General features: G+C 74.0%; 11 protein-coding genes. 5 read left to right on the top strand and 6 right to left on the bottom strand.

All coding sequences use genetic code 11. From position 1 onward, the window contains the following. Positions 1-2: 2 nt before the first annotated feature. A complete protein-coding gene (locus tag OG338_RS01250; RefSeq protein WP_405935537.1) occupies positions 3-10,880 on the top strand; it encodes an amino acid adenylation domain-containing protein in 10,878 nt (3,625 codons plus the stop codon). Continuing rightward, entirely contained in the window at positions 10,867-12,567 is a 1,701-nt protein-coding gene (locus OG338_RS01245) for an ABC transporter ATP-binding protein (protein WP_405935536.1), read from the top strand. The genes OG338_RS01250 and OG338_RS01245 overlap by 14 nt, the downstream gene beginning before the upstream one ends. Positions 12,568-12,601: 34 nt before the next feature. Here the strand turns inward: OG338_RS01245 and OG338_RS01240 are convergent, their stop codons facing one another. Continuing rightward, on the bottom strand, positions 12,602-13,723 hold the full coding sequence (locus OG338_RS01240; protein ID WP_405935535.1) for an alpha/beta hydrolase-fold protein: 1,122 nt from the start codon (positions 13,721-13,723) through the stop codon (positions 12,602-12,604). A 103-nt stretch (positions 13,724-13,826) separates the two neighbouring features. Between OG338_RS01240 and OG338_RS01235 the strand changes: the two genes are divergently transcribed. Both OG338_RS01235 and OG338_RS01230 read left to right on the top strand, forming a co-directional pair. Continuing rightward, positions 13,827-14,039 (top strand): MbtH family protein, encoded by a 213-nt coding sequence (locus tag OG338_RS01235; RefSeq protein WP_405935534.1) that lies wholly within the window; start codon positions 13,827-13,829, stop codon positions 14,037-14,039. A 5-nt stretch (positions 14,040-14,044) separates the two neighbouring features. Then, positions 14,045-14,554, top strand: coding sequence for a GNAT family N-acetyltransferase (locus OG338_RS01230; protein ID WP_405935533.1), 510 nt, complete (start codon positions 14,045-14,047; stop codon positions 14,552-14,554). Between the two features lie 47 nt (positions 14,555-14,601). On the opposite strand, the gene argB is transcribed toward OG338_RS01230, so the two are convergent. Together argB and OG338_RS01220 are read right to left on the bottom strand one after the other, a co-directional pair. Continuing rightward, positions 14,602-15,444 (bottom strand): acetylglutamate kinase, encoded by an 843-nt coding sequence (argB, locus tag OG338_RS01225; protein ID WP_405935532.1) that lies wholly within the window; start codon positions 15,442-15,444, stop codon positions 14,602-14,604. A 96-nt stretch (positions 15,445-15,540) separates the two neighbouring features. Next, positions 15,541-18,915, bottom strand: a complete 3,375-nt coding sequence (locus tag OG338_RS01220; protein WP_405935531.1) for a pyruvate carboxylase — start codon at positions 18,913-18,915, stop codon at positions 15,541-15,543. A gap of 199 nt (positions 18,916-19,114) precedes the next feature. Between OG338_RS01220 and OG338_RS01215 the strand changes: the two genes are divergently transcribed. Beyond that, positions 19,115-19,864 carry an IclR family transcriptional regulator gene (locus tag OG338_RS01215; RefSeq protein WP_405935530.1) on the top strand — a complete coding sequence of 250 codons (750 nt, stop codon included), beginning with the start codon at positions 19,115-19,117 and terminating at the stop codon, positions 19,862-19,864. Positions 19,865-19,873: 9 nt separating this feature from the next. On the opposite strand, the gene ligD is transcribed toward OG338_RS01215, so the two are convergent. From ligD to OG338_RS01200, 3 genes are read right to left on the bottom strand one after another with little or no spacing between them, the layout of a single operon-like run. Next, positions 19,874-20,842 (bottom strand): non-homologous end-joining DNA ligase, encoded by a 969-nt coding sequence (ligD, locus tag OG338_RS01210; protein WP_405935529.1) that lies wholly within the window; start codon positions 20,840-20,842, stop codon positions 19,874-19,876. A gap of 45 nt (positions 20,843-20,887) precedes the next feature. Beyond that, positions 20,888-21,463 (bottom strand): hypothetical protein, encoded by a 576-nt coding sequence (locus OG338_RS01205; protein ID WP_405935528.1) that lies wholly within the window; start codon positions 21,461-21,463, stop codon positions 20,888-20,890. Positions 21,464-21,466: 3 nt separating this feature from the next. Beyond that, positions 21,467-21,718 carry a hypothetical protein gene (locus tag OG338_RS01200; protein WP_405935527.1) on the bottom strand — a complete coding sequence of 84 codons (252 nt, stop codon included), beginning with the start codon at positions 21,716-21,718 and terminating at the stop codon, positions 21,467-21,469. Between the last annotated feature and the right edge of the window lie 19 nt (positions 21,719-21,737).

Below are 21,737 nucleotides of genomic sequence, written 5' to 3'. Positions count from 1 at the left end.
CGATGTCGGAACCGAGCGGTCACCACATACGGCTTTCTCCCCGGGGACTGGCCGAGCTGCGCCGGCGGACCGGCGACCGCGACGACCGGACCCTGACCGAAGCGTGCGCCATCGGCCTGGCGTACTGGGCGAACGGCCGGAGCCCGGAGGGCATCGACCTGACACCCGCCACCCTCTTCGCCGATGTGCTCGCCTGGGCCGACAACGGCGGCACGGCTCCGGCCGGCTGGGCGACCGGCACGGACGGTCGCACCATCGGCCTCCCCGAGGGTGTGGCGCGCGAGGACGCGCAGCTCGCCCTGGACGACCTCGCCGAATTCCCCGACCGGCCGCTCGGCACCATCGCCCCCGCCGGGCCCGCCACCCGCATCGCGGAGCTGGCCCGCTGGAACGACACCGGCGCGGACCGGGACCGCCCCACGGTCGTGGAGCTGTTCCGCGAGCAGGCGCGCCTGCGGCCGGACGCCGTCGCGATCGTGGACGAGCACCGCACCCTGACGTACCGCCAGACGGCGCGGCTCAGCGCCCAGCTGGCCCACCACCTCATCGGGCGCGGCCTCACCGCCGAGCAGGTCGTCGGGATATCGCTGGGCCGCTCCGCCGAGCTGGTCATCGGCCTGCTCGGGGTCCTCCAGGCCGGGTGCGCCTTCGTCCCGTTCGACCCGCTGTGGCCCGCCGCCCGGCGTGCCGTCGTCGCGGCGGACGCTCACATCGCGCTCCAGCTCAACGGCTCGGGCGAGCAGACCCCGGGCGAACCGGAGACCGTGGGCGTCGACCTCGACGACTGGGCCTTCGCCGCCCACCCCGTCGAACCGCCCGCCGTGGCCGTCACGGGCGAATCCCTCGCCTATGTGATCTTCACCTCCGGCTCGACCGGCCGGCCCAAGGGCGCGATGATCCGCCACGAGGCCATCAGCGAACGCCTGCTGTGGCAGTCCCGCGAGATCCTGGACTTCGGCCACGAGGACGCCTCGCTGTTCAAGGCGCCGCTCGCCTTCGACATCTCCGTCAACGAGATCTTCCTGCCGCTGGTCACCGGCGCCCGGCTGGTGGTCCTCCGGCCGGGCGGCGAACGCGACCCGAACCACCTGCTGGACGTCATCGCCGGGCACCGGGTCACCTTCACCTACCTGGTCTCCTCCATGCTCGACGTCCTGCTGGAGATGACCGGCGACTCCGGCCGGCTCGACACCCTGCGCCATGTGTGGTGCGGCGGCGAGCTGCTGACCCCCGAGCTGTACGAGCGGTTCCGCGCCCGCCTCGGCATCCCGCTGTACCACGGCTACGGCCCCGCCGAGACGACGATCGGCGTCTCACTCGTCGTCTACCGGGGCGAGGCCGAGCGGCTGTCCACCTCCATCGGCACCGCCAACCCCAACACCCAGCTCTATGTGCTGGACGACGAGCTGCGCCCGGTCCCCGTCGGCGTCGGCGGCGAACTCTACGCGGGCGGACTCCTGCTGGGCCGCGGCTACGCCAACGCCCCCGGACTCACCGCCGCCCGCTTCGTGGCGAACCCCTTCGCCGGGGACGGTTCCCGGCTCTACCGCACCGGAGACCTCGCCCGGTTCGCCCCGGACGGCTCGCTGGACTTCCTCGGCCGCGCCGACAACCAGATCAAGATCCGCGGCATGCGGCTGGAGATCGAGGACGTGGAGGCCGGTCTCGCCGAGCACCCCCGCGTCCGGCACACCTGCGTCGTCGCCCGGAAGAACACCGTGGGCGGCACCTATCTCGTGGCGTACGTGATTCCCGCCGCCGGACACGAGGAGCTGACCCCGGAGGACGTACGGGCCTGGGCCGAGGCGCACCTCGTGGAGTACATGGTGCCCGCCCACACCGTCGTGCTCGACGCCTTCCCGCTCACCCCGAACGGCAAGACCGACCGGGCCGCACTGCCCGAACCGGTGCTCACCAGCGGCCCGGTCACCGCGCCCGCCACCGACGACGAGCGCACCGTGTGCGCGGCGGTGGCCGAGGTGCTGCGGCTGGACGCGGTCGGCACCGACCAGGACTTCTTCCGCCTCGGCGGCGACAGCATCCTGGCGATCTCCCTGCTGAGCGCGCTGCGCAGGGCCGGTCTCCATGTCACCGCGCGCCAGATCTTCACCCACGGCGTCATCGGCGAACTCGCGGCGGTGGCGGGCCGCGAGGACATCGCCACCGCCCGGGACGACGACGAGCCGACCGGACCCGTCGCCGGCACGCCCATCGTGCGGTGGCTCGGCGAGACCACCGACGCGATCGACGGATTCGTGCAGTCCGTGGTGGTGAACACCCCGGCGGACCTGACCGCCGGAGCCCTGGACGACGTCCTCACCGCCCTCGTCCGCCGGCACGACATGCTGCGCGCCCGGCTGATACGCGGTGAGCGGTGGAGCTTCCACATACCCGGGGCGGACGGAGCCGTCGCCGGCTGGGAGGAGAGCGGCGAACCGCTCGACGCCTGCGTCGCCCGCGCCACCGCCGGACTCGATCCGGACCACGGCGTCATGCTGCGCGCCGTCTGGCGCCGCACCGCCCGCCAACTCGTCCTGGCCGCCCACCATGTGGTGGTCGACGGCGTCTCCTGGCGCGTCCTCACCGAGGACCTGGCCACCGCCTGGCAGCAGTCCGTCGCGGGCGCCCCGGTCGAACTGGCCCGCGAGGGCACCTCGTTCCGCCGCTGGGCCGAACTCCTCGGCCGCACCGGCTTCGACGACGACCGCACCCCCTGCACCCGTCCCCTGCCCGGCCCGGACGCGCCGCTGGGCCGCCGCCCCCTGTCCGAGGACGACACGGTCGCCCGGGAGCGGCAGCGGACCTTCACACTCGGCCCCGCCACCACCTCCGCCCTGCTGGGCGAGATCCCCGCCAGGTTCCACGCGGGTGTCAACGACGTCCTGCTCACCGGGCTCGCCGTCGCCCTCGCCCGATGGCGGCGCGACCTCGGCCAGGACCAGACCTTCGCGCACATCGAACTCGAAGGCCACGGCCGCGAGGGCCGGGCGGTCGCGGACACCGCCGGCTTCGAGCCCGACCTGTCGCGGACCGTGGGCTGGTTCACCACCCTCTTCCCCGTGACCGTGGACCCCGGCCCGGCGGACGACCTCGCCGCCGCCCTCAAAGCGGTGAAGGAAGACCTCGCCCTCGTACCGCACAACGGCCTGTCCTACGGCGCCCTGCGCCATCTGCACGGCGCCCTCGAACCGTCGCCCGCGCCCCAGGTGCTCTTCAACTACCTGGGCCGGTTCGACGCGGGCACCGGCGGGGACTGGCAGCTCGCCGGCACCACCGGGCAGCTGGGCGAGAAGCGCGACCCGCGGATGCGGCTGCCGCGCGCCCTGGAGTTCAACGCCATCGCCGAACCCGGCGCGAGCGGCGCCCACGGCCTCGCCACCACCGTCTCCTGGCCCGAGGGCCTGTTCACCGACGAGGACATCGACACCCTCGGCGGCTACTTCCAGGACGCCCTGACCGCCCTGGCCGCGCTCGACGGCGGCGGGCACTCGCCCAGCGACTTCGCGCCCGTCCCGCTCACCCAGGCCGACGTCGACGCGCTCGACGGACCCGCCCTGCGCGACATCCTGCCGCTGACCCCGCTCCAGGAGGGCCTGTACTTCCACTCGGTCTACGACGACGACTCGGCCGGCAGCTACGTCGAACAGCAACTCCTCACCCTGGACGGCGAGGTGGACCCCGGACGCCTCGCGGCGGCCGCCACCCGGCTGCTCACCCTGTACCCGAACCTGGCCGCACGCTTCACGGCCCTCGCGGACGGCCGGGTCGTCTCCGTCCTGGAGAGCGGCACCGAGGCCCCCTTCACCGTCCTGGACCGGCCCGGCATCACCGACGAGGAGATCCGCGACCTCGCCGAGCGGGACCGCCGCGCCGGATTCGACCTGGCCACCGGACCCCTCATGCGGTACACGCTGGTCCGGGGCGGGCCCGGCCGTACGGTGCTCGTGCAGACCGTGCACCACATCGTCGCCGACGGCTGGTCCGTGCCGCCGATGCTCCGCGCGCTGCTCGCCGAGTACCACCGCCCCGGCGCGGCCTACCGGGCGGGCGGCTTCGCCGACTACGTACGCCGGCTGGCCGGCCGTGACGACGAGGAGAGCGACCGGGCCTGGGGCGAGCGGCTGGCCGGACTGCCGGGCCCCTCCCTGGTCGCCGAGGGGCACACCCCGTCCGGCACATTCGCCGACACCGCCGTGGAGCCCGCCCACGACATCGACACCGCCGCCCGCGAGGCCGGGGTGCCGCTCAGCGTGGCCGTGCACAGTGCCTGGGCGGTGACGCTGGGCGGGCTGCTGCACCGCGAGGACGTGGTGTTCGGCTCCACCGTCTCGGGGCGTGACGCCGATGTGCCCGGCATCGCGGACATGGTGGGCCTCCTCATCAACACCATTCCGGTACGCGCCCGTTGGACCGCGTCCACCACCGCGGGGGACCTGCTCGCCTCCGTACGCGATCACCAGAGCGCGGTCCTGGCACACCAGCACGTCTCCCTGGCGCGGATCGGCCGCCTCGCGGGTGCCGCCGCCCGCTTCGACACCCTGGTGGTGTTCGACGTCGCCACCGATGTGACCGCGCTGCGCAGCCCCGGTGACGAGCTGGTCGTCTCCGGCATCGTCAACGAGGGCGCCCCGCACTACCCGCTCACCCTGGTGGTGGAGCGCACCCCCGACGGCCGCCCCCGCTTCAACCTGATCTACGACACCGCCCTCCTCCGGGAACCGGGTGCCCGGCGCATCCTGGACACCTTCACCCGCACCCTCACCGGCCTCCTCACCCGGCCCGGCACCCCGGTCGGTGAGCCGGCGGCCGAGGACGCCGCGCCCCTCGCGCCGCTCACGCCCACCACCCTGGACGCCCTGTTCGACGCCGCCGCCCGGCGCGACCCGGCCGCCACCGCCGTCACCCGGTGCGGCCTCGACGGCACCACCGAATCCCTGACATACGGCGAACTCGCCGCCGCCAAGGACCGGCTGGCCGCGACCCTGCGCGCCGCCGGGGTCCGGCCGGGGCTGCGCGTCGCCGTCGCCGTACCGCGCTCCCTGGAACAGGTCACCGCGCTCATCGCCATCGTCTCGGCGGGCGGCGCCTACGTACCGCTCGACCTGGCGTACCCCGACGAGCGGCTGGAGTACATCCTCGGCGACGCCGCCCCGCAGGCCGTCCTGGCCGGCCCGGACGAGCGCGAGCGCTTCACCGGACTCCTGGAGCGGGCGGGCGTCCCCGCCCGGGTGCTCGTCCTCGGCGACGAACCGGCCGGGACCGGTGAGGACCCGGCGGCCCCGACGGGCCCCGCCCCGCACGACCCCGCCTACGTCATCTACACCTCGGGATCGACCGGCCGCCCCAAGGGCGTCGTCGTCCCGCACCTCAGCGTGGCCGCGCTGCTCGCCCACACCCGCGCCGACATGGGATTCGGCCCCGACGACGTGTGGGTGCAGTTCCACTCGTACTCCTTCGACTTCGCCGTCTGGGAGCTGTGGGGCGCGCTGGCGCACGGCGGCGAGCTGCTGGTCCCGGACTACGGGCTGACCCGCTCCCCGGTCGACTTCCACCGCCTGGTCCGCGAACGCGGGGTCACCGTCCTCAACCAGACCCCCTCGGCCTTCTACCAGTTCATCGAGGCCGACCGGTACGCCGGGGAACGCGCCACCGCCCTGCGCCGGATCATCTTCGGCGGCGAGGCGCTGGACCCCGTACGGCTGCGCGGCTGGGTGGAGCGGTACGGCACCGGCTCGCCCGAGCTGGTCAACATGTACGGCATCACCGAGACCACCGTCCACGTCACCCACCGGGTCCTCACCGACGCGGACTTCGACGCCGGCGCCAGCCCGATCGGCGGCCCGGTCCCCGGCCTGACGACCCATCTGCTGGACGACCGGCTCCGCCCGGTGCCGCCCGGCAGGGTCGGTGCGATCTACGTGGCCGGCGACCAGGTCTCCCTCGGCTACCTGGGCCGCCCCGGCCTCACCGCCGGGCGCTTCGTCGCCGACCCGTTCGCGGGCGACGGCTCCCGGATGTACCACACGGGCGACCTGGCCCGCCGCACGCTCGACGGCGAGCTGGAGTTCGCCGGGCGCGCCGACGACCAGGTGCAGCTCAAGGGCTTCCGGATCGAGCTGGGCGAGGTCGAGGCGGCGGTCCGCGAACTGGACGGCGTGGTCGACGTCGCCGTCACCCCCTCGGCCGACGGTGACCAGCTGATCGCGCACGTCGTGGGCCGGGTCCCTGGCGACCTCGGCGCCCTGCTCGCGGCGAAGCTGCCCGTGCACATGGTGCCCGGCCGGGTGCTGACGGCCGACGCGCTGCCGCTCACGGTCAACGGCAAGCTCGACCGCAAGGCGCTGACCGCCCGGGCCGCCACGCGGGCGGACACGGCCCCCGCCCCGGCGGACGGCTCCGCGCTCGCCGCGCTGACCGCGATCTTCGCGGAGGTACTGCCCGGCGCCGCCGTCGACGAGGACACCGATTTCTTCATGGCGGGCGGCGACAGCATCGTCGCGATCACCGTCATCAACCGGGCCCGGGCGCACGGCCTCGCCATCGCGCCCCGCGACGTGTTCCTGCGCAAGACCCCGCGCGCCCTCGCCGAGGAGCTGCGCTCGCGCGCCCCGCGGACCGCCGCGCCCGAGCACAGGCGCCGCGACGACGGGCCCTTCGCCCCGACACCCGTCATGCTGCGCAGGCGCGAACTCGACGGCCCGCTCGACGGATTCGCCCAGGCCCGCACGATGGTCACGGCCGAGGGGGTCACCCCGGCCGCCGTCGAGCGCGCCGCGAACGCCGTCGTGGCCGCCCACCCGGCCCTGCGGATGAGCCTGGACACCAGGCACGGCGTCTGGACCCCGCGCATCGAGCCCGCCCGCGAAGTCCCCCTCGTCCACGCGGACTTCGGTGACCCCACGCTCGCCGCCCGGGCGGCCGCCGCCCGGCTGAACCCGGAGACCGGCGAGGTCGTCGCGTTCACCTGGCTGGCCGCCACCCGGACCCTGGTCGTCACCGCGCACCACCTCGCCGTCGACACCGTGTCCTGGCTGATCGTCCTGGACGACCTGGCCACCGCCCTGCGCGGCGAGGCCCTGCCGCCCGCGACCACCTCCTACGCCGAATACGCCGACGCGCTCACCGCCCGGGCCGCGCACACCACCGAGGAGCTGGGCGACTGGCTCACAGCGCTTGACGCCCCCGCCGCGCTGCCCGGCGACGGGGAGCTGCGCGAGACGACCGTGGTCCTCGGCCCCGAGGCCAGCGACCGGGTCACCCGCACCGCGCCCGCCGCCCTGGGCATCGGCCTCACCGAACTGCTCTGCGGCGCCCTGCGCACCGCCCTGACCCGCGTCCAGCCCGAGCCCACCGACCTCGCGGTCGACCTGGAACGCCACGGCCGGGTCCCCGCCCTGGACCACCACGACTACACCCGTACCGTCGGCTGGTTCACCTCCATCGCACCCGTACGCCTCACCCCGCACACCGACCCCGTCGCCGCCGCCCGGGAGGTCGTGGCGCGCCAGCCCGACGAGCAGGGGCACGCCGCCTACGGCCGGCTCCGGTACCTCAACCCGCAGACCGCGCCGCTGCTCACCGCCCGTCCGCAGGTGCTCTTCAACTACCTCGGCCGGGGCGGCGAGTCCGACGTCCCGCGCATCACCGGCGGCGAGGGCGACAGCCCGTACGCCGTCGAGGTCAACGCCTGGACCGACGCCGCCACCGGCAGCCTGCACGCCGAGTTCCTGCTCGCCGAAGGCGTCCCCGACGCGCTCACCGGCCACTGGCGCGCGGCCCTGGAACGCCTCGCGGACACCGCCGCGACCGCCGAGCGCACCGCACCGGTCACCCCGCTCCAGCGCGGCCTGTACTTCCAGGCCCAGCTGACCGGCGCGACCGGGCACTACGTCGCCCAGAGCCACTTCACCTTCGACCGGCGCCTCGACACCGGAGCCCTGGCCGACGCGATGGCGTACGTCATCGCCCGGCACCCGGTGGCCGGCGCCGGCTTCACCACCGACGACGACGGCAACCCGGTCCAGATCCTGAGGGCCGGGACCCGCGTCGCCGTCCGCACGGTCGACGTCGCGTCCGAGGCGGAGTCCGACGCCCTGCGCGCCCGCGACCGCGACACCGGGTTCGACCCCGGGGAACCGCCGCTGATCCGGCTCACCGTGCACCGCCTGCCGGACGGTCGCGACGGGCTGCTGCTCAGCTACCACCTGCTGCTGTGGGACGGCTGGTCCCGGGAGATCCTGCTGCGGGACCTCTTCGACGCCTACGCCACCCTCGTCGCGGGCGAACCCCTCACCGACGCCACACCCCGTACACCCGGCTTCGAGGACCACGCCCGCGCGCTCGCCGCCAAGGACCCCGCCGCGTCGGAGCGCTTCTGGGCCGGGCACCTGACCGGCCTCACCGGCCCGACGCTGCTCGCCGGGGCGCAGCCGCCCCGCACAAACGAGCTGCCGCGGGCGCTCCAGCACACCCTGTCCGCCGAACTCTCCGAGCGGCTGCGCGGGGCGGCCAAGGCGCACGGGGTCACCCTCAACACCGTGCTCACCGGCGCCTTCGGACTGCTGCTGGGCGCGCACACCGGGCGCGGTGACGCGGTGTTCGGCGTGACCGTCTCCGGGCGCGAGGGCGAGGGCCTGGCCGGCATCGTCGGCGTCCTGCTCAACACCGTGCCCATGTGGACCCGGGCCCGGCCCGGCGACACCGTCGGGGAGTACCTGGCGGGTGTGCAGGCCGCCCGGGTCGAGGCCATGGAGCACGAGCACCTGGGACTCGGCGAGATCCAGCGCGCCAGCGGCCACGACACCCTGTTCGACAACCTCTTCGTCCTCCAGAACTTCCTGGACCTGGACGCCCTGGCCGGGATCAACGCCCGGCACGGCATCACCTCGGTGCGGGCCGACGACTCCACGCACTACCCGTACACCTGGGTCGTCACCCCCGGCGACCGGCTCACCGTCAAGCTGGAGCACCGCGACGACGACCTCGCCGCCGCCCGCCGCCTCCTGGACGGCTACGTACGCCTGCTTGAGGACCTGGCCCGGGCCACCGGCCCGCTCGGCACCCTGCCGGGACCGGGGCAGGCACCCGAACCCGCCGTGCGCAGGGACGTCGGCACGGACACCGTCGTGGACCGCTTCGACCGGGCGGCCGACCGCCACCCGGACCGCGTCGCACTCGTCGCCGGCGGAGCGGCCATGACCTTCGGGCAGCTCCGGGACCGCAGCCGCGAGGTGGCCGGGGCGCTCGCCGCACGGGGCATCGGACCGGAGCGGGCGGTGGGTATCGCCGTGCCGCGCTCCCTGGACTCGATCGTGGCGCTGTTCGCCGTGCTGCGCACCGGTGCCGCGTACGTCCCGCTGGAACTCGACCACCCCGACGAGCGGATCGCGGCGATCGTCGCCGACGCCCGGCCCGAAGTGACCCTCACCGTGAGCGCCGTCGCACCCCGCCTCACCGGCGAACTGATCGAGCTGGACCGCCCGTTGCCCGCCGCCGAGCCGTACACCACCTTCGCGCCCGGCGACCCGGACCGGCTGCGGCACCCCGCGTACACGATCTACACCTCCGGCTCCACCGGCCGGCCCAAGGGAGTGGTCACCGAGTACGCGGGGCTCACCAACATGCTGATCAACCATCAGCGCCGGATCTTCGAACCCGTCCTCGCCGAGCACGGCCATCGCACCTTCCGGATCGCGCACACCGTGTCGTTCGCCTTCGACATGTCGTGGGAGGAGCTGCTCTGGCTCGCCGACGGGCACGAGGTGCACATCTGCGACGAGGAACTGCGCCGCGACGCGCCCCGGCTCGTCACGTACTGCCTCGACCACGGCATCGACGTCATCAACGTGACCCCGACCTACGCACAGCAACTGGTCGCCGAGGGCCTGCTCGACAACCCGGAGCGGCGGCCCGCTCTGGTGCTGCTCGGCGGCGAGGCCGTCACCCCGGGCCTCTGGCAGCGGCTCGCCGACACCGGGGGCACGGCCGGCTACAACCTCTACGGGCCCACCGAGTACACCATCAACACCCTCGGCGTCGGCACCTTCGAGTGCCAGGACCCGGTGGTGGGCGTGGCCATCGACAACACCGAGGTGTACGTCCTGGACCCGTGGCTGCGACCGCTGCCCGACGGCGTCCCGGGCGAGCTGTACGTCTCCGGCATCGGCATCGCGCGCGGCTACCTCGGGCAGCCCGCCCAGACCTCCCACCGCTTCGTCGCCTGCCCGTTCGGGGCGCCCGGCGAGCGCATGTACCGCACCGGCGACCTGGTGGTCCGGCGGCCCGACGGCAACCTCGCCTACCTCGGCCGCACCGACCAGCAGATCAAGGTCCGCGGCCACCGCGTCGAACCCGGCGAGGTGGAGGCCGCCTTCGCCGCGCACCCGGCGGTACGCTTTGCCGCGGCCGTCGCCCAGCCGGACCCCCAGGTGGACGGGGCCCACCGGCTCGCCGCCTACCTCGTCCTCGACCACGGCGATCTCGCCGCCGTCGCCGCCGAAGTGGGCGCCGCGCTCCCGGACTTCCTGCGCCCGTCCCACTACGCCGAGGTGGACCGCATCCCGCTCACCGTGAACGGCAAGGCCGACACCAAGGCGCTCCCCGAACCCAAACCGCTCGGCGTCCTCGCCGGGGCGGGGGAGCGCGCCCCGGAGACCGGCACCGAGATCACGGTGTGCGAGTTCTTCGCCGAAGCACTCGACCTGGACGACGACGAGGTGAGCGCGGTCAGCGACTTCGTCTCGCTCGGCGGACACTCCATGCTGGCGGTCCGGCTGACCGGGCTGCTCCGGCGGGAGTACGGTCCAGTGATCACCATCCGCGACCTGCTCACCCTGCGAACCCCCGAAGCGATTGCCGGCCACCTCGATGAACACTCCTGACACCGCCCGGCCCCGCCAGGGCGCCGCCATCCTGCGCACCGCTCTGCGGCGCAACATCGGCGCCATGGCCTGGGGCACCGTCCTGATGGGCCTCTACCAGGCCGGGGAGACCGCCTTCCCGATCGCGCTCGGCCTGATCGTCGAACACACGCTGCAACACCGCAGCGCCGGCGCGCTCGGCCTGTCGATCGGCGCGCTGGCCGTGATCATCACGACCGTCTCACTGTCCTGGCGGTTCGGGATGCGCATCCTCCAGAAGGCCAACACGACCGAGGCGCACCGGTGGCGGGTCCGGGTCGCGGCCTGCGGACTCCAGCCGGTCGCCCGGGACATGGACCTGAAGTCCGGCGAGGTGCTGACCATCGCCACCGAGGACGCCGACCAGACCGCGGACATCATCGAGGTGGTGCCGCTGCTGATCAGCTCGGTGGTCGCGGTCCTGGTCGCCGCCGCCGCCCTCGGGCTCGCCGACCTGCGGCTCGGGCTGCTCGTGATCGTCGGCACGGTGGCGATCCTGTCCGTGCTGAGCGTGATGTCCCGCCGGATCGGCGCCAGTACGCAGGAGCAGCAGGCCCGGGTCGCGCGCGCCGGAGCCAAGGTCGCCGACCTGATCACCGGTCTGCGCCCGCTGCACGGCTTCGGCGGCAACCACGCCGCCTTCGGCTCCTACCGCCGGGTCAGCACCGAGGCCAAGGAGCAGTCGATCACCGTCGCCCGGGTCAACGGGGTGTACGCGGGCACCGCACTGGCCCTCAACGCGGCCCTCGCCACCGCCGTCACCCTCACGGCCGGATACCTGGCCTTCGCCGGGCACATCAACATCGGGGAACTCGTCATGGCGGTGGGCCTGGCGCAGTTCATCATGGAACCGCTCAAGCTGTTCTCGGAGATGCCCAAGTACGTGATGATGGCCCGCGCCTCGGCCGAGCGCATGGCGCTGGTGCTCGTCGCGCCCCCGGTCACCACACCGGGGACCGGGAGCCCGGCGCCGGGCGGGACGCTGGAGATCGAGGGCCTGCGCCACGGGGTGCTGCGCGGCGTCGGATTCGAGGTGGCCGCCGGGGAGTTCGTGGCCGTCGCCGCCTACCAGCCGCGCGCCGCCGCCGACTTCGCGGCCGTCCTCGCGCTGTCCGTGCCCCCGGAGGAGTACGGGGGAGTGGTACGGGTCGGCGGGCGGGCGCTCGCGGACCTGTCGGCCGAGGCGGTCCGGGAACACCTGCTGGTGAACCCGTACGACGGGGAGATCTTCGCGGGCACCCTCCGGACGAACATCGACCCCTCGGGCACCAGCGCGCTGCTCCCCGAGGCCGTCGAGGCGTCCATGCTGACCGATGTGGTCGCCCTCCACCGCGAGGGCCTGGACTACGCCATCCGCGACCGGGGCGCCAACCTCTCAGGCGGCCAGCGCCAGCGGCTCTCGCTGGCCCGCGCGCTGGCCGCCGACGCGGAGATCCTGGTGCTCCACAACCCGACCACGGCCGTCGACGCGGTGACCGAACAGCTCATCGCCCGCAACATCGCGAAGCTGCGCCGGGGCCGGACCACCGTGGTCATCACCAGCAGCCCGGCCGTCCTGGACGCCGCCGACCGGGTCCTCGTCCTGGACGACGGCCTCATCACCGCCGAGGACACCCACCGCAACCTGCTCTCCACGGACGAGGCGTACTGCCTGGCCGTCGCGCGGTGACCCGGCGCCGGAGCATGGGTGACCCGGCGACGGCTCAGCCGAGCGCCCAGGCGACGTCCCGGAGCATCGCGTGCCGCCACCCCGCGCGGTCGTGATCCGAGGGCGACCGCGACACCCGTACGGCCGCCCCGGCCCGCTCGGTCAGGGCCTCGACCGCCGTGCAGTGGGCGAGCATCCGCGTCTCGTGCTCCCCGACGTCGAACGCGATACGCAGGCCGGACAGGTCCGGCCGCTTCCGGAGCAGGTCCGCGAGGGCGCCGCCGGGCGGCCCGTCCAGCAGATCCGTGCGGCTCGCGCAGTCGGGCGCCCACCAGAACGACCCCGACTGGCAGGCGACCCGCGACACCAGCTCCGGGAACTCCACGGCGGCGTACAGCGCGCCGAGCCCGCCCAGGCTCTGCCCCGCGACCACCAGCGTGCCCGGGTCGGCGGGCACCCCGGACTCCGCGACCAGCGGCAGCAGTTCGTCCCGGACCGCCTCCCACAGCTCCGGCCGGCACGCGAACTCGCCCACCCGGTCCTTGGCGGGCAGGAACACCAGGGTGACCGGCGGCAGCGCCCCGTCCGCCACGGCCGCCTCGAACGCGGTCATGGCCGGGTGCAGATACAGCCAGTCGTCCCCGTCGAGCAGCAGCACCACGGGCCCGCCCCCCGCCACCGGGTGCACGCGCACCGTGCGGCGCCCGCCGAGCCGCGCGGACGCCCAGCGCAGCCGGGTCCGGGGCACCGGCAGGACGTCGTCCGCTCCGACGAGCGGCCAGTACGGCTGCGCCGGGGCGTCCGGCGTGGCCGCGATCGAGCGGTCGCCACCGGCGGCGGACGGATTGAACGGGTCCGCGTGCGCCCCCTCGTCCGTGAGGAACCGGTAGGTGACCCGCAGCCGCGCGGGCATATCCACCTTCGCGTACCAGCAGTCCGTGCCGCCCCACCGGCGCAGCGGCAGCGGCTCCCGCGTCCAGCTCTCGAAGACCAGGTCGGCCGGGCCGCCGCGCCGGAGGAAGAGGGTCGTCCAGCCGCCGCCCCCACCGGGCCGCGACACGGGCGTCCGGGCCGCCGCCCAGAACGCCTCGGTGCCCGGTTCGCCGGGCAGCCCGAAATCGGCGAAGGGGCTGCCGGTGGCGGCCGGGAGCTGATCCGTGCGATCACCGGAGGGCATGAGGGGTCTCCTTGTGCGGGGGGAACGGAAAAGGCTAAGCTCACGAATTGTTAGGCGAGCCTAACCTAAGCTTGTTTTTCCTTGATGAGGAGGCACTGCCCGCATGAGCACCAACCCGTTCGACGACCCCGAAGGCCGTTTCCTGGTCCTGGTGAACGACGAGGGCCAGCACTCCCTGTGGCCGTCGTTCGCCGAGGTGCCCGGCGGGTGGACGGTCGCCTTCGAGGAGAACACGCGCGACGCGTGCCTGGAGTACGTCGAGGCCAACTGGACCGATCTGCGGCCCCGTTCGCTCGCCGCGTCGATGGACGCCTGACGTCCGTGACCACGGCCGCGCCGCGCCCCGTGCCCCTGCCTGCCCCGCCCCGCCCGCGGGCGCCGCGCGTCCGGACCGCCGGGTCCGGCGACGCCGCCGGACTCGCGGAGCTGTCCCGGCCGTTCGCCCGCTCGGGCGCCCTGCGCGAACGGCCCGACTCCCTCTACGCGGCCCGCGCCGCCGAATTCCTGGTGGCCGTCGGGCCCGACGGCGGGATCGAGGGCTGTGTGGGCCTGCGGGTGTACGAGGGGGAGGGGGCCCACACGGGCGTCCTGTACAACTTCTGCGTGGCGGAGCACCGGCAGGGGCGCGGGGCCGGGGGCGCCCTGCTGCGGACCGCGCTGGCCCTGGGGCGCACCCAGGGGCTCGGCGGCCTTTTCACCGCGACCACCGGGGACGGCCGGCTGTTCCGCCGGTACGGCTTCGCACCCGTGGCGGCCCGTCAGGCGCCGCGTGCCTGGGCCGGATCCCTGGACCCCCGGCGCAACGCGCTGATCCTCGCCCGCACCCTGTGAACCGGGCGCCGGGCCGCACGTGAGCCCGGCCCGGCGCCCCCTACGCGTCAGACCGGGCTCACCGCGTGGTCCTCGTCCGGCACCACCGTGGTTCCCGCGCCGTCCCCGCCGAGGACGCTCCGCAGCACCGCGTGCGGCACCCGGCCGTCCAGCACGTCCGCCCGGCCGACCCCGCCCCGTACCGCCCGCAGGCAGCCCTCCATCTTCGGCAGCATCCCGCTCGCCAGGCCCGGCAGCAGCCCGTCCAGGGCGTCCGCCGTCAGGCGCCCGATCACCTCGGTGCTCGCCGGCCAGTCCGCGTACAGCCCCGCCACATCCGTCAGGACCACCAGTCGCCGCGCACCGAGCGCCACGGCCAGGGCGGACGCGGCGAGATCCGCGTTCACGTTGTACACCTGGCCGTCCGCGCCCCGGGCCACCGGCGAGACCACCGGTATGTGACCCTGCGTCAGGAGGGCGCGCACCATGGACGGGTTCACCTCCACGACGTCACCGACCTGGCCGATGTCCACCGGTGTGCCGTCCACCCAGGCGGGCCGGCGCACGGCCGTCATGGTGTGCGCGTCCTCGCCGGTCATGCCCACGGCGTACGGTCCATGGCTGTTGATGTGGCCCACCAGTTCGCGCTGGACGCGGCCGGACAGCGCCATGCGGACCACTTCCATGGTCTCCGCCGTGGTCACCCGCAGACCCGCCTCGAAGCGGCTCTCCAGCCCGAGGCGGTCGAGCATGGCGCTGATCTGCGGGCCGCCGCCGTGCACGACGACCGGGCGCAGCCCCGTGCGCCGCAGCTCCACGACGTCCTGGGCGAAGGTCTGTTGCAGCTGTGCGTCGACCATGGCGTTGCCGCCGAACTTGATGACGACGACCGGTCCCGAATCCTCTTCCATTTAGCTTAGCCTAACCTTAATTGGCTCGGTGGTGGTCAAGAAGAGGCCCGCCGGCGGAGGAAGCTCCCCTCCGCCGGCGGGCGGCCCCGCGCGTCGTCAGCCGATCTCGATGAGGAGGTCGCCCGCCTCCACCTGCTGGACCCGGCCGATGGCCAGACGGCGCACCACACCGGCCGACTGGGCGGTGATCGACGCCTCCATCTTCATCGCCTCGATCGTCGCGACCGTCTGACCGGCCGACACCGACGCGCCCTCCGCCACCTGGAGCGTCACCACCCCGGCGAACGGCGCCGCCACATGGCCCGCGTTCGACCGGTCCGCCTTCTCCGCCGCCTTCACCTCGGTCGCCACGGACCTGTCCCGCACCGACACCGGCCGCAACTGCCCGTTGAGCGTGGCCAGTACGCTCCGGAAGCCGCGCTCGTCCGCCTCCGAGATGGCCTCCAGCTCGAACAGCAGGGTGACCCCGGGCTCCAGCTCGACCGGGTGCTCCGTCTCCGGCTCCAGCCCGTACAGGAAGTCCGGCGTCGGCAGCACCGAGGTGTCGCCGTACGCCTCCCGGTGCGCGGTGAACTCCTTCGTCGGGCCGGGGAACAGCAGCCGGTTCAGCGTCGCGCGCGGCGAATCGCGCAGCGCCTCGCGGTCCTCGTCCGACAGCCGCGGGGTCTGCGCCTTGTCCGGCCGGCCCTTCAGCGCCCGGGTGCGGAACGGCTCGGGCCAGCCGCCGGGCGGGTCGCCCAGCTCACCGCGCAGGAACCCGATCACCGAGTCCGGTACGTCGAACTTGCCCGGGTCCGACTCGAAGTCCGCGGCACTCACGCCCGCGCCCACCAGATGCAGCGCCAGGTCACCGACCACCTTCGAGGACGGGGTCACCTTCACCAGCCGGCCCAGCATCCGGTCGGCCGCCGCGTAGCAGTCCTCGATCAGCTCGAAGCGGTCGCCGAGGCCCAGCGCGATGGCCTGCTGCCGCAGGTTGGACAGCTGACCGCCCGGGATCTCGTGGTGGTAGATCCGGCCCGTCGGCGAGGCCAGCCCCGACTCGAACGGGGCGTACACCTTGCGGGTCGCCTCCCAGTACGGTTCCAGATCGCCGACCGCCTGGAGCGACAGGCCCGTCGCGCGCTCGGTGTGGTCCGTGGCCGCCACCAGCGCCGACAGCGGCGGCTGGCTGGTCGTCCCGGCCATCGAGGCGACGGCCGCGTCCACCGCGTCCACCCCGGCGTCGATCGCGGCGATCAGCGTGCCCAGCTGGCCGCCCGCCGTGTCATGGGTGTGCAGATGCACCGGCAGGTCGAACCGCTCGCGCAACGCCGTGACCAGGGTGCGCGCGGCCGGCGGACGCAGCAGCCCCGCCATGTCCTTGATGGCCAGCACATGGGCGCCCGCCGTCACGATCTCCTCGGCCAGCCGCAGGTAGTAGTCCAGCGTGTACAGCGTCTCGCCCGGGTCCGACAGGTCGGCGGTGTAGCACAGCGCCACCTCCGCCAGCGAGGTCCCCGTGGCACGTACCGCGTCGATCGCCGGACGCATCTGCGACACGTCGTTGAGGGCGTCGAAGATCCGGAAGATGTCCATCCCGGCCGAGGCCGCCTCCGAGACGAACGCCTCGGTGACCTCCGTCGGATACGGCGTGTAGCCCACCGTGTTGCGGCCGCGCAGCAGCATCTGCGTACAGATGTTGGGCACCGCCGCACGCAGCTTGACCAGCCGCTCCCACGGGTCCTCCGCCAGGAACCGCAGCGCCACGTCGTAGGTCGCGCCGCCCCAGCACTCCAGGCTCAGCAACTGCGGCACGGTGTGCGCCACCTGCGGCGCGACCGCCAGCAGGTCCCGGGTGCGCACCCGGGTCGCCAGCAGCGACTGATGCGCGTCGCGGAACGTGGTGTCGGTGACCGCGACCGCCGACCGCGCCCGCAGCTCGGCGGCGAACCGCTCCGGACCCAGCTTCGCCAGGCGCTGCCGCGAACCGGGCGGCGGTGTGCCCGGCGGCAGCGCGGGCAGCTTGTCCGCCGGGTCGATCACCGAAGGCCGGGGCCCGTAAGGCCGGTTGACGGTGGTCTCCGCCAGATAGCTGAGCATCCGGCTGCCCCGGTCGGCCGACGGGCGGGCCCGGATCAGCTCCGGGTGCTCGTCGATGAACGAGGTGGTGACGCGCCCCGCCCGGAACTCCGGGTGGTCGAGGACCGCGCCCAGGAACGGCAGGTTGGTCGCCACCCCGCGGATGCGGAACTCGGCGATCGCCCGGCGTGCCCGGCGGGCCGCGTTGGCGAAGTCGTGGCCGTGGCACGTGAGCTTGACCAGCATCGAGTCGAAGTGCGCCGACACCTCCGCACCCGTGTGCACGGTCCCGCCGTCGAGCCGCACACCCGGACCGCCGGGGGAGCGGTACGCGGAGATGGTGCCGGTGTCCGGACGGAAGCCGTTGACCGGGTCCTCCGTCGTGATCCGGCACTGCATCGCGGTGCCGGTCAGCGCGATGGAGTCCTGCGAAAGCCGCAGCTCGGGCAGGGTCATGCCGGCCGCGATGCGCAGCTGCGCGATCACCAGGTCGCGGCCGGTGACCTGCTCCGTCACCGTGTGCTCGACCTGGATGCGCGGGTTCATCTCGATGAAGACGTGGTTGCCGCGCTCGTCCACCAGGAATTCGACGGTGCCCGCGTTCACGTACCCGATGTGCCGGGCGAAGGAGACCGCGTCGGCGCAGATCCGCGCCCGCAGCTCCGGGTCCAGATTCGGGGCCGGCGCGATCTCGACCACCTTCTGGTGGCGGCGCTGGAGCGAGCAGTCCCGCTCGTAGAGGTGCACCACATTGCCCTCGGCGTCGGCCAGGATCTGCACCTCGATATGGCGGGGGTTGATCACCGCCTGCTCCAGGAACACCGTCGCGTCGCCGAACGCGGACCGCGCCTCGCGCATCGCCGCGTCGATCGCCTCGCGCAGCTCACCCGCCTCGGCCACCCGCCGCATGCCGCGCCCGCCGCCCCCGGCGACCGCCTTCACGAACACCGGGAAGCCGATCTCCTCCGAGGCCGCGACCAGGGCGTCCACGTCCTCGGACGGCTCCGACGACTTCAGCACCGGCACCCCGGCCGCCCGGGCAGCGGCCACCGCACGCGACTTGTTGCCCGTCAGGTTCAGCACCGACGCCGGGGGCCCGACGAAGGTGATGCCGGCCTCCGCGCACGCCGCCGCCAGGTCCGGATTCTCCGACAGGAAGCCGTAACCGGGGTAGATCGCGTCCGCCCCCGCCTTCCGGGCCGCCCTCACCACCTCGTCCACCGACAGATACGCCCGCACCGGATGCCCCGGCTCACCGATCCGGTACGCCTCGTCCGCCTTGGCCCGGTGCAGTGAGTTGCGGTCCTCGTGCGGATACACGGCCACCGTGGAGATGCCCAGCTCGAAGGCCGCGCGGAACGCGCGGATCGCGATCTCCCCGCGGTTGGCGACCAATACCTTGTCGAACATCGGACTCCCCAGTCGTGACGGCGGTGGCGAGGTGCTCCGTGACCCGCCGGGTACGGAGCGTTCGTCACCGTACCGGAGACCTGCCCCGAGATCGCGAGCGCAAAAGATGGCTTGCGTCACGCCCCAAAACGTCCCCCGGACGCACCCCCGCCACCGCGATCTTTTGCCGGTTCTTGGCAGCGGGGCCATGCTGGTGGGCATGGCCGACCATGCCGGCCCCGAACCCGTCGCCACCGTCCGGCGCGCCCTCCGCCTGCTGGAGGCCGCGGGCGCCCACGGGGGCGAGGCCACCGCGCAGCAGCTGGCCCGGGAGGCGGGGCTTCCCCCGGCCACCGTGCACGAACTGCTGCCCATGCTCATCGGCGACGGCTACCTCAGGGAGCTGGAGGACCACACCTACGTCCTCGCCGACGACGCCCCGGGCGGCGGCCCCCGTACCCAGCCGGTGCCCGCCCGGGTACGGCCCGCCCTCACCGCTCTGCGCAACGACCTGGGGGCCGCCGCCTATCTGACGCTCTACGTGGACGGCGAGGTCCGGGTCATGGAGATCGTGGACAGCGCGCGCACCCCGCGGGTGGACCTGTGGGTGGGGCTGGACGAGGCCGGACACGCCACGGCGCTCGGCAAGAGCGTGCTGCGGGAGCTCGACGACGAGGCGCGGGACGACTACTTCTCCCGGCACGACCTGACCGGGCTCACCCCCCGGACCATCACCCACCGCGACGAGCTGGTCCAGCAGCTCGACGGCTCGCCCGCGCCGGTGGTCATGGACCGCGAGGAGTACGTACGCGGCACGACCTGCGTCGCCGTCCCGGTCTACAGCGGCGAGCAGATCGGTTCCCTCGGCATCTCCTTCCGGTCCGACCGGATGTACCGCACCTCCCGGGTCCGCGCGGAACTCCTCTCGGCCGCCGTCAGCGTGTCCCGCAGGCTCACGCTGCCCGGCTGAGCGGAGGGCCTAGTCGAGCCGGGTCAGGTCCGGCCGCAGCCGCTGCCACACCGGATGCCGCAGCCGCCCCGCCGCCGTCCACTGCGACGCGCTGACCTCCGCCACCAGCCTCGGCTCCACCCAGTGCGCCCCGGCCACATCGACCGGCCCGGTGAACGGGGACCCCGGACGCGCGATCACCCTCAGGCAGTCCCGCAGCTCGCCCAGCTCCCGGTCCGACATCCCCGACCCCACGGACCCCGCGTACCGCAGTCCCGCCGGCTCGTCCAGCCCGACCAGCACCGCCCCGGGCACACCGGTGGGCGCGCCGTTGCGCTGGGTCCAGCCGCCGATGACCACGTCCAGCGTCTCGACCCGCTTGGTCTTGCGCCAGTCGGGTGAACGGAGACCCGGTGTGTACGGAGAGGACAGCCGCTTGGCGACCACCCCCTCCAGGCCCCCGCGCACCACGGTGTCCCACGCCTTCGCGCCCTGGCCGCGCACATAGGACGGCACCGACCAGTGCGGTCCCGCGGACAGCAGCCCGGACAGGATCGCGCGCCGCTCCTCGTAACCCAGCGCCGACAGCCTCCGGCCGTCCAGGTACAGCACGTCGAAGACCACCAGGTGCGCGGGGACGTCCAGCGCCAGTCGGGCGGCGCGGCGCGCGTTCAGGATGCCCATCCGGCGCTGGAGCAGCCCGAAGTCGGACCGCCCCGCCGCGTCCAGGGCCACGATCTCGCCGTCCAGGACCACACCGCGGCCGCGCAGCACGTCACCGAGCGCGTGCAGCTCCGGATAGGTCGGGGTCACGTCGTTGCGCGCCCGTGAGGTCAGCCGCAGGGTGCCGTCACCCGGTGTCGCGACGACACACCGGGCACCGTCCCACTTGGCCTCGAAGGCCCACTCCGTGTCCGGTACGGGGAGCGGGCCGGGCACGGCCAGCATCGGTGCGATCCACGGGGGTGCCCCGGAGGCGTCGGCGGGGATGGGGGCCATAGCCTCCATGATCGAACGGCGGACGGCTCCCCGCAGTCCGAGGGCCTAGGCCGCCCAGGCGGACACCGTCAGCGTGTGGGCCAGGACCTGCCACAGCGCCCAGGCGCCCGCACGGCTCGCCGCGCCGCACAGCACCTGCCTGGCGCAGTCCGTCTCCCGGTCCTGCCACGCCGCGACGTCCAGGTAGTGGAAGCCGAGGGAGCGGGTGAACGTGAACCGGATGTGCAGGCCCTTTCCCAGGTCGTGGCCGGGGAGCGTGGCGATCTGGAGGTGGTCCCCGGCGGCGGACTCCACGCGCACCGGATTGCCGCCCAGCAGATCGCAGCGGTCGCCCGTACGGACGCGGCCCGGGCAGCTCCCGCTCACCGGGAACAGCCGGAAGTTGTCGGTGAGCTGCCGGCGTACGGCCTCCGGCGTCGTGAACGGGTGTACGCCGAGCCCGTAGCCGTACCAGTACAGCAGGCGCCTGCCGTCGAGGCAGCGCTCGCGGTCCTGGTCGCACGCGGCCGCGCGCCCGGTCCCGGGCTCCGCGCGGGCCGCCGGGGCGGCGAGCGCCAGGGCCAGGCACGGGGCCACCGCGAGCGCCAGGACGCGCCGGGCGGCCCGGCGCTCACGGCGCACCGCTCAGCCCGGGGACTCGTCCGGCACCGGATGCTCCGGGTGCACCCCGGCGTTACGGGCGGAGCGGCGTCCCGACCCGGACTCGTCGGGGTCGGGCAGTTCGTCGTCGGCGTCCCGCCCGGCGCGCGGCGGAGCCTGTACGTCCATCGGGTCCTCGCCCTCCTGGACCTGCTGGTCGGGCATGTCCGCGGGCACCGGAGGGGGACTCGGGGACGCGCCCTCGTGGACGGGGCCCTCTGGTCTGCGGTCGTTCATGGACTCATTGTGGGCCGGG

It is taken from the genome of Streptomyces sp. NBC_00726 (assembly GCF_045161735.1).
Taxonomy (GTDB): domain Bacteria; phylum Actinomycetota; class Actinomycetes; order Streptomycetales; family Streptomycetaceae; genus Streptomyces.
The sequence above is the reverse complement of the archived record's forward strand: the minus strand, read 5'-3'. Positions and strand labels throughout refer to the sequence as shown.

What these genes read in the sequence shown, in the direction of transcription:
- OG338_RS01250 (WP_405935537.1), top strand. Translation starts at nt 3, where the DNA reads ATGTCGGAACCGAGCGGTCACCACATACGGCTTTCTCCCCGGGGACTG.
- OG338_RS01245 (WP_405935536.1), top strand. Translation starts at nt 10,867, where the DNA reads ATGAACACTCCTGACACCGCCCGGCCCCGCCAGGGCGCCGCCATCCTG.
- OG338_RS01240 (WP_405935535.1), bottom strand. Translation starts at nt 13,723, where the DNA reads ATGCCCTCCGGTGATCGCACGGATCAGCTCCCGGCCGCCACCGGCAGC.
- OG338_RS01235 (WP_405935534.1), top strand. Translation starts at nt 13,827, where the DNA reads ATGAGCACCAACCCGTTCGACGACCCCGAAGGCCGTTTCCTGGTCCTG.
- argB (WP_405935532.1), bottom strand. Translation starts at nt 15,444, where the DNA reads ATGGAAGAGGATTCGGGACCGGTCGTCGTCATCAAGTTCGGCGGCAAC.
- OG338_RS01220 (WP_405935531.1), bottom strand. Translation starts at nt 18,915, where the DNA reads ATGTTCGACAAGGTATTGGTCGCCAACCGCGGGGAGATCGCGATCCGC.
- OG338_RS01215 (WP_405935530.1), top strand. Translation starts at nt 19,115, where the DNA reads ATGGCCGACCATGCCGGCCCCGAACCCGTCGCCACCGTCCGGCGCGCC.
- ligD (WP_405935529.1), bottom strand. Translation starts at nt 20,842, where the DNA reads ATGGCCCCCATCCCCGCCGACGCCTCCGGGGCACCCCCGTGGATCGCA.
- OG338_RS01200 (WP_405935527.1), bottom strand. Translation starts at nt 21,718, where the DNA reads ATGAACGACCGCAGACCAGAGGGCCCCGTCCACGAGGGCGCGTCCCCG.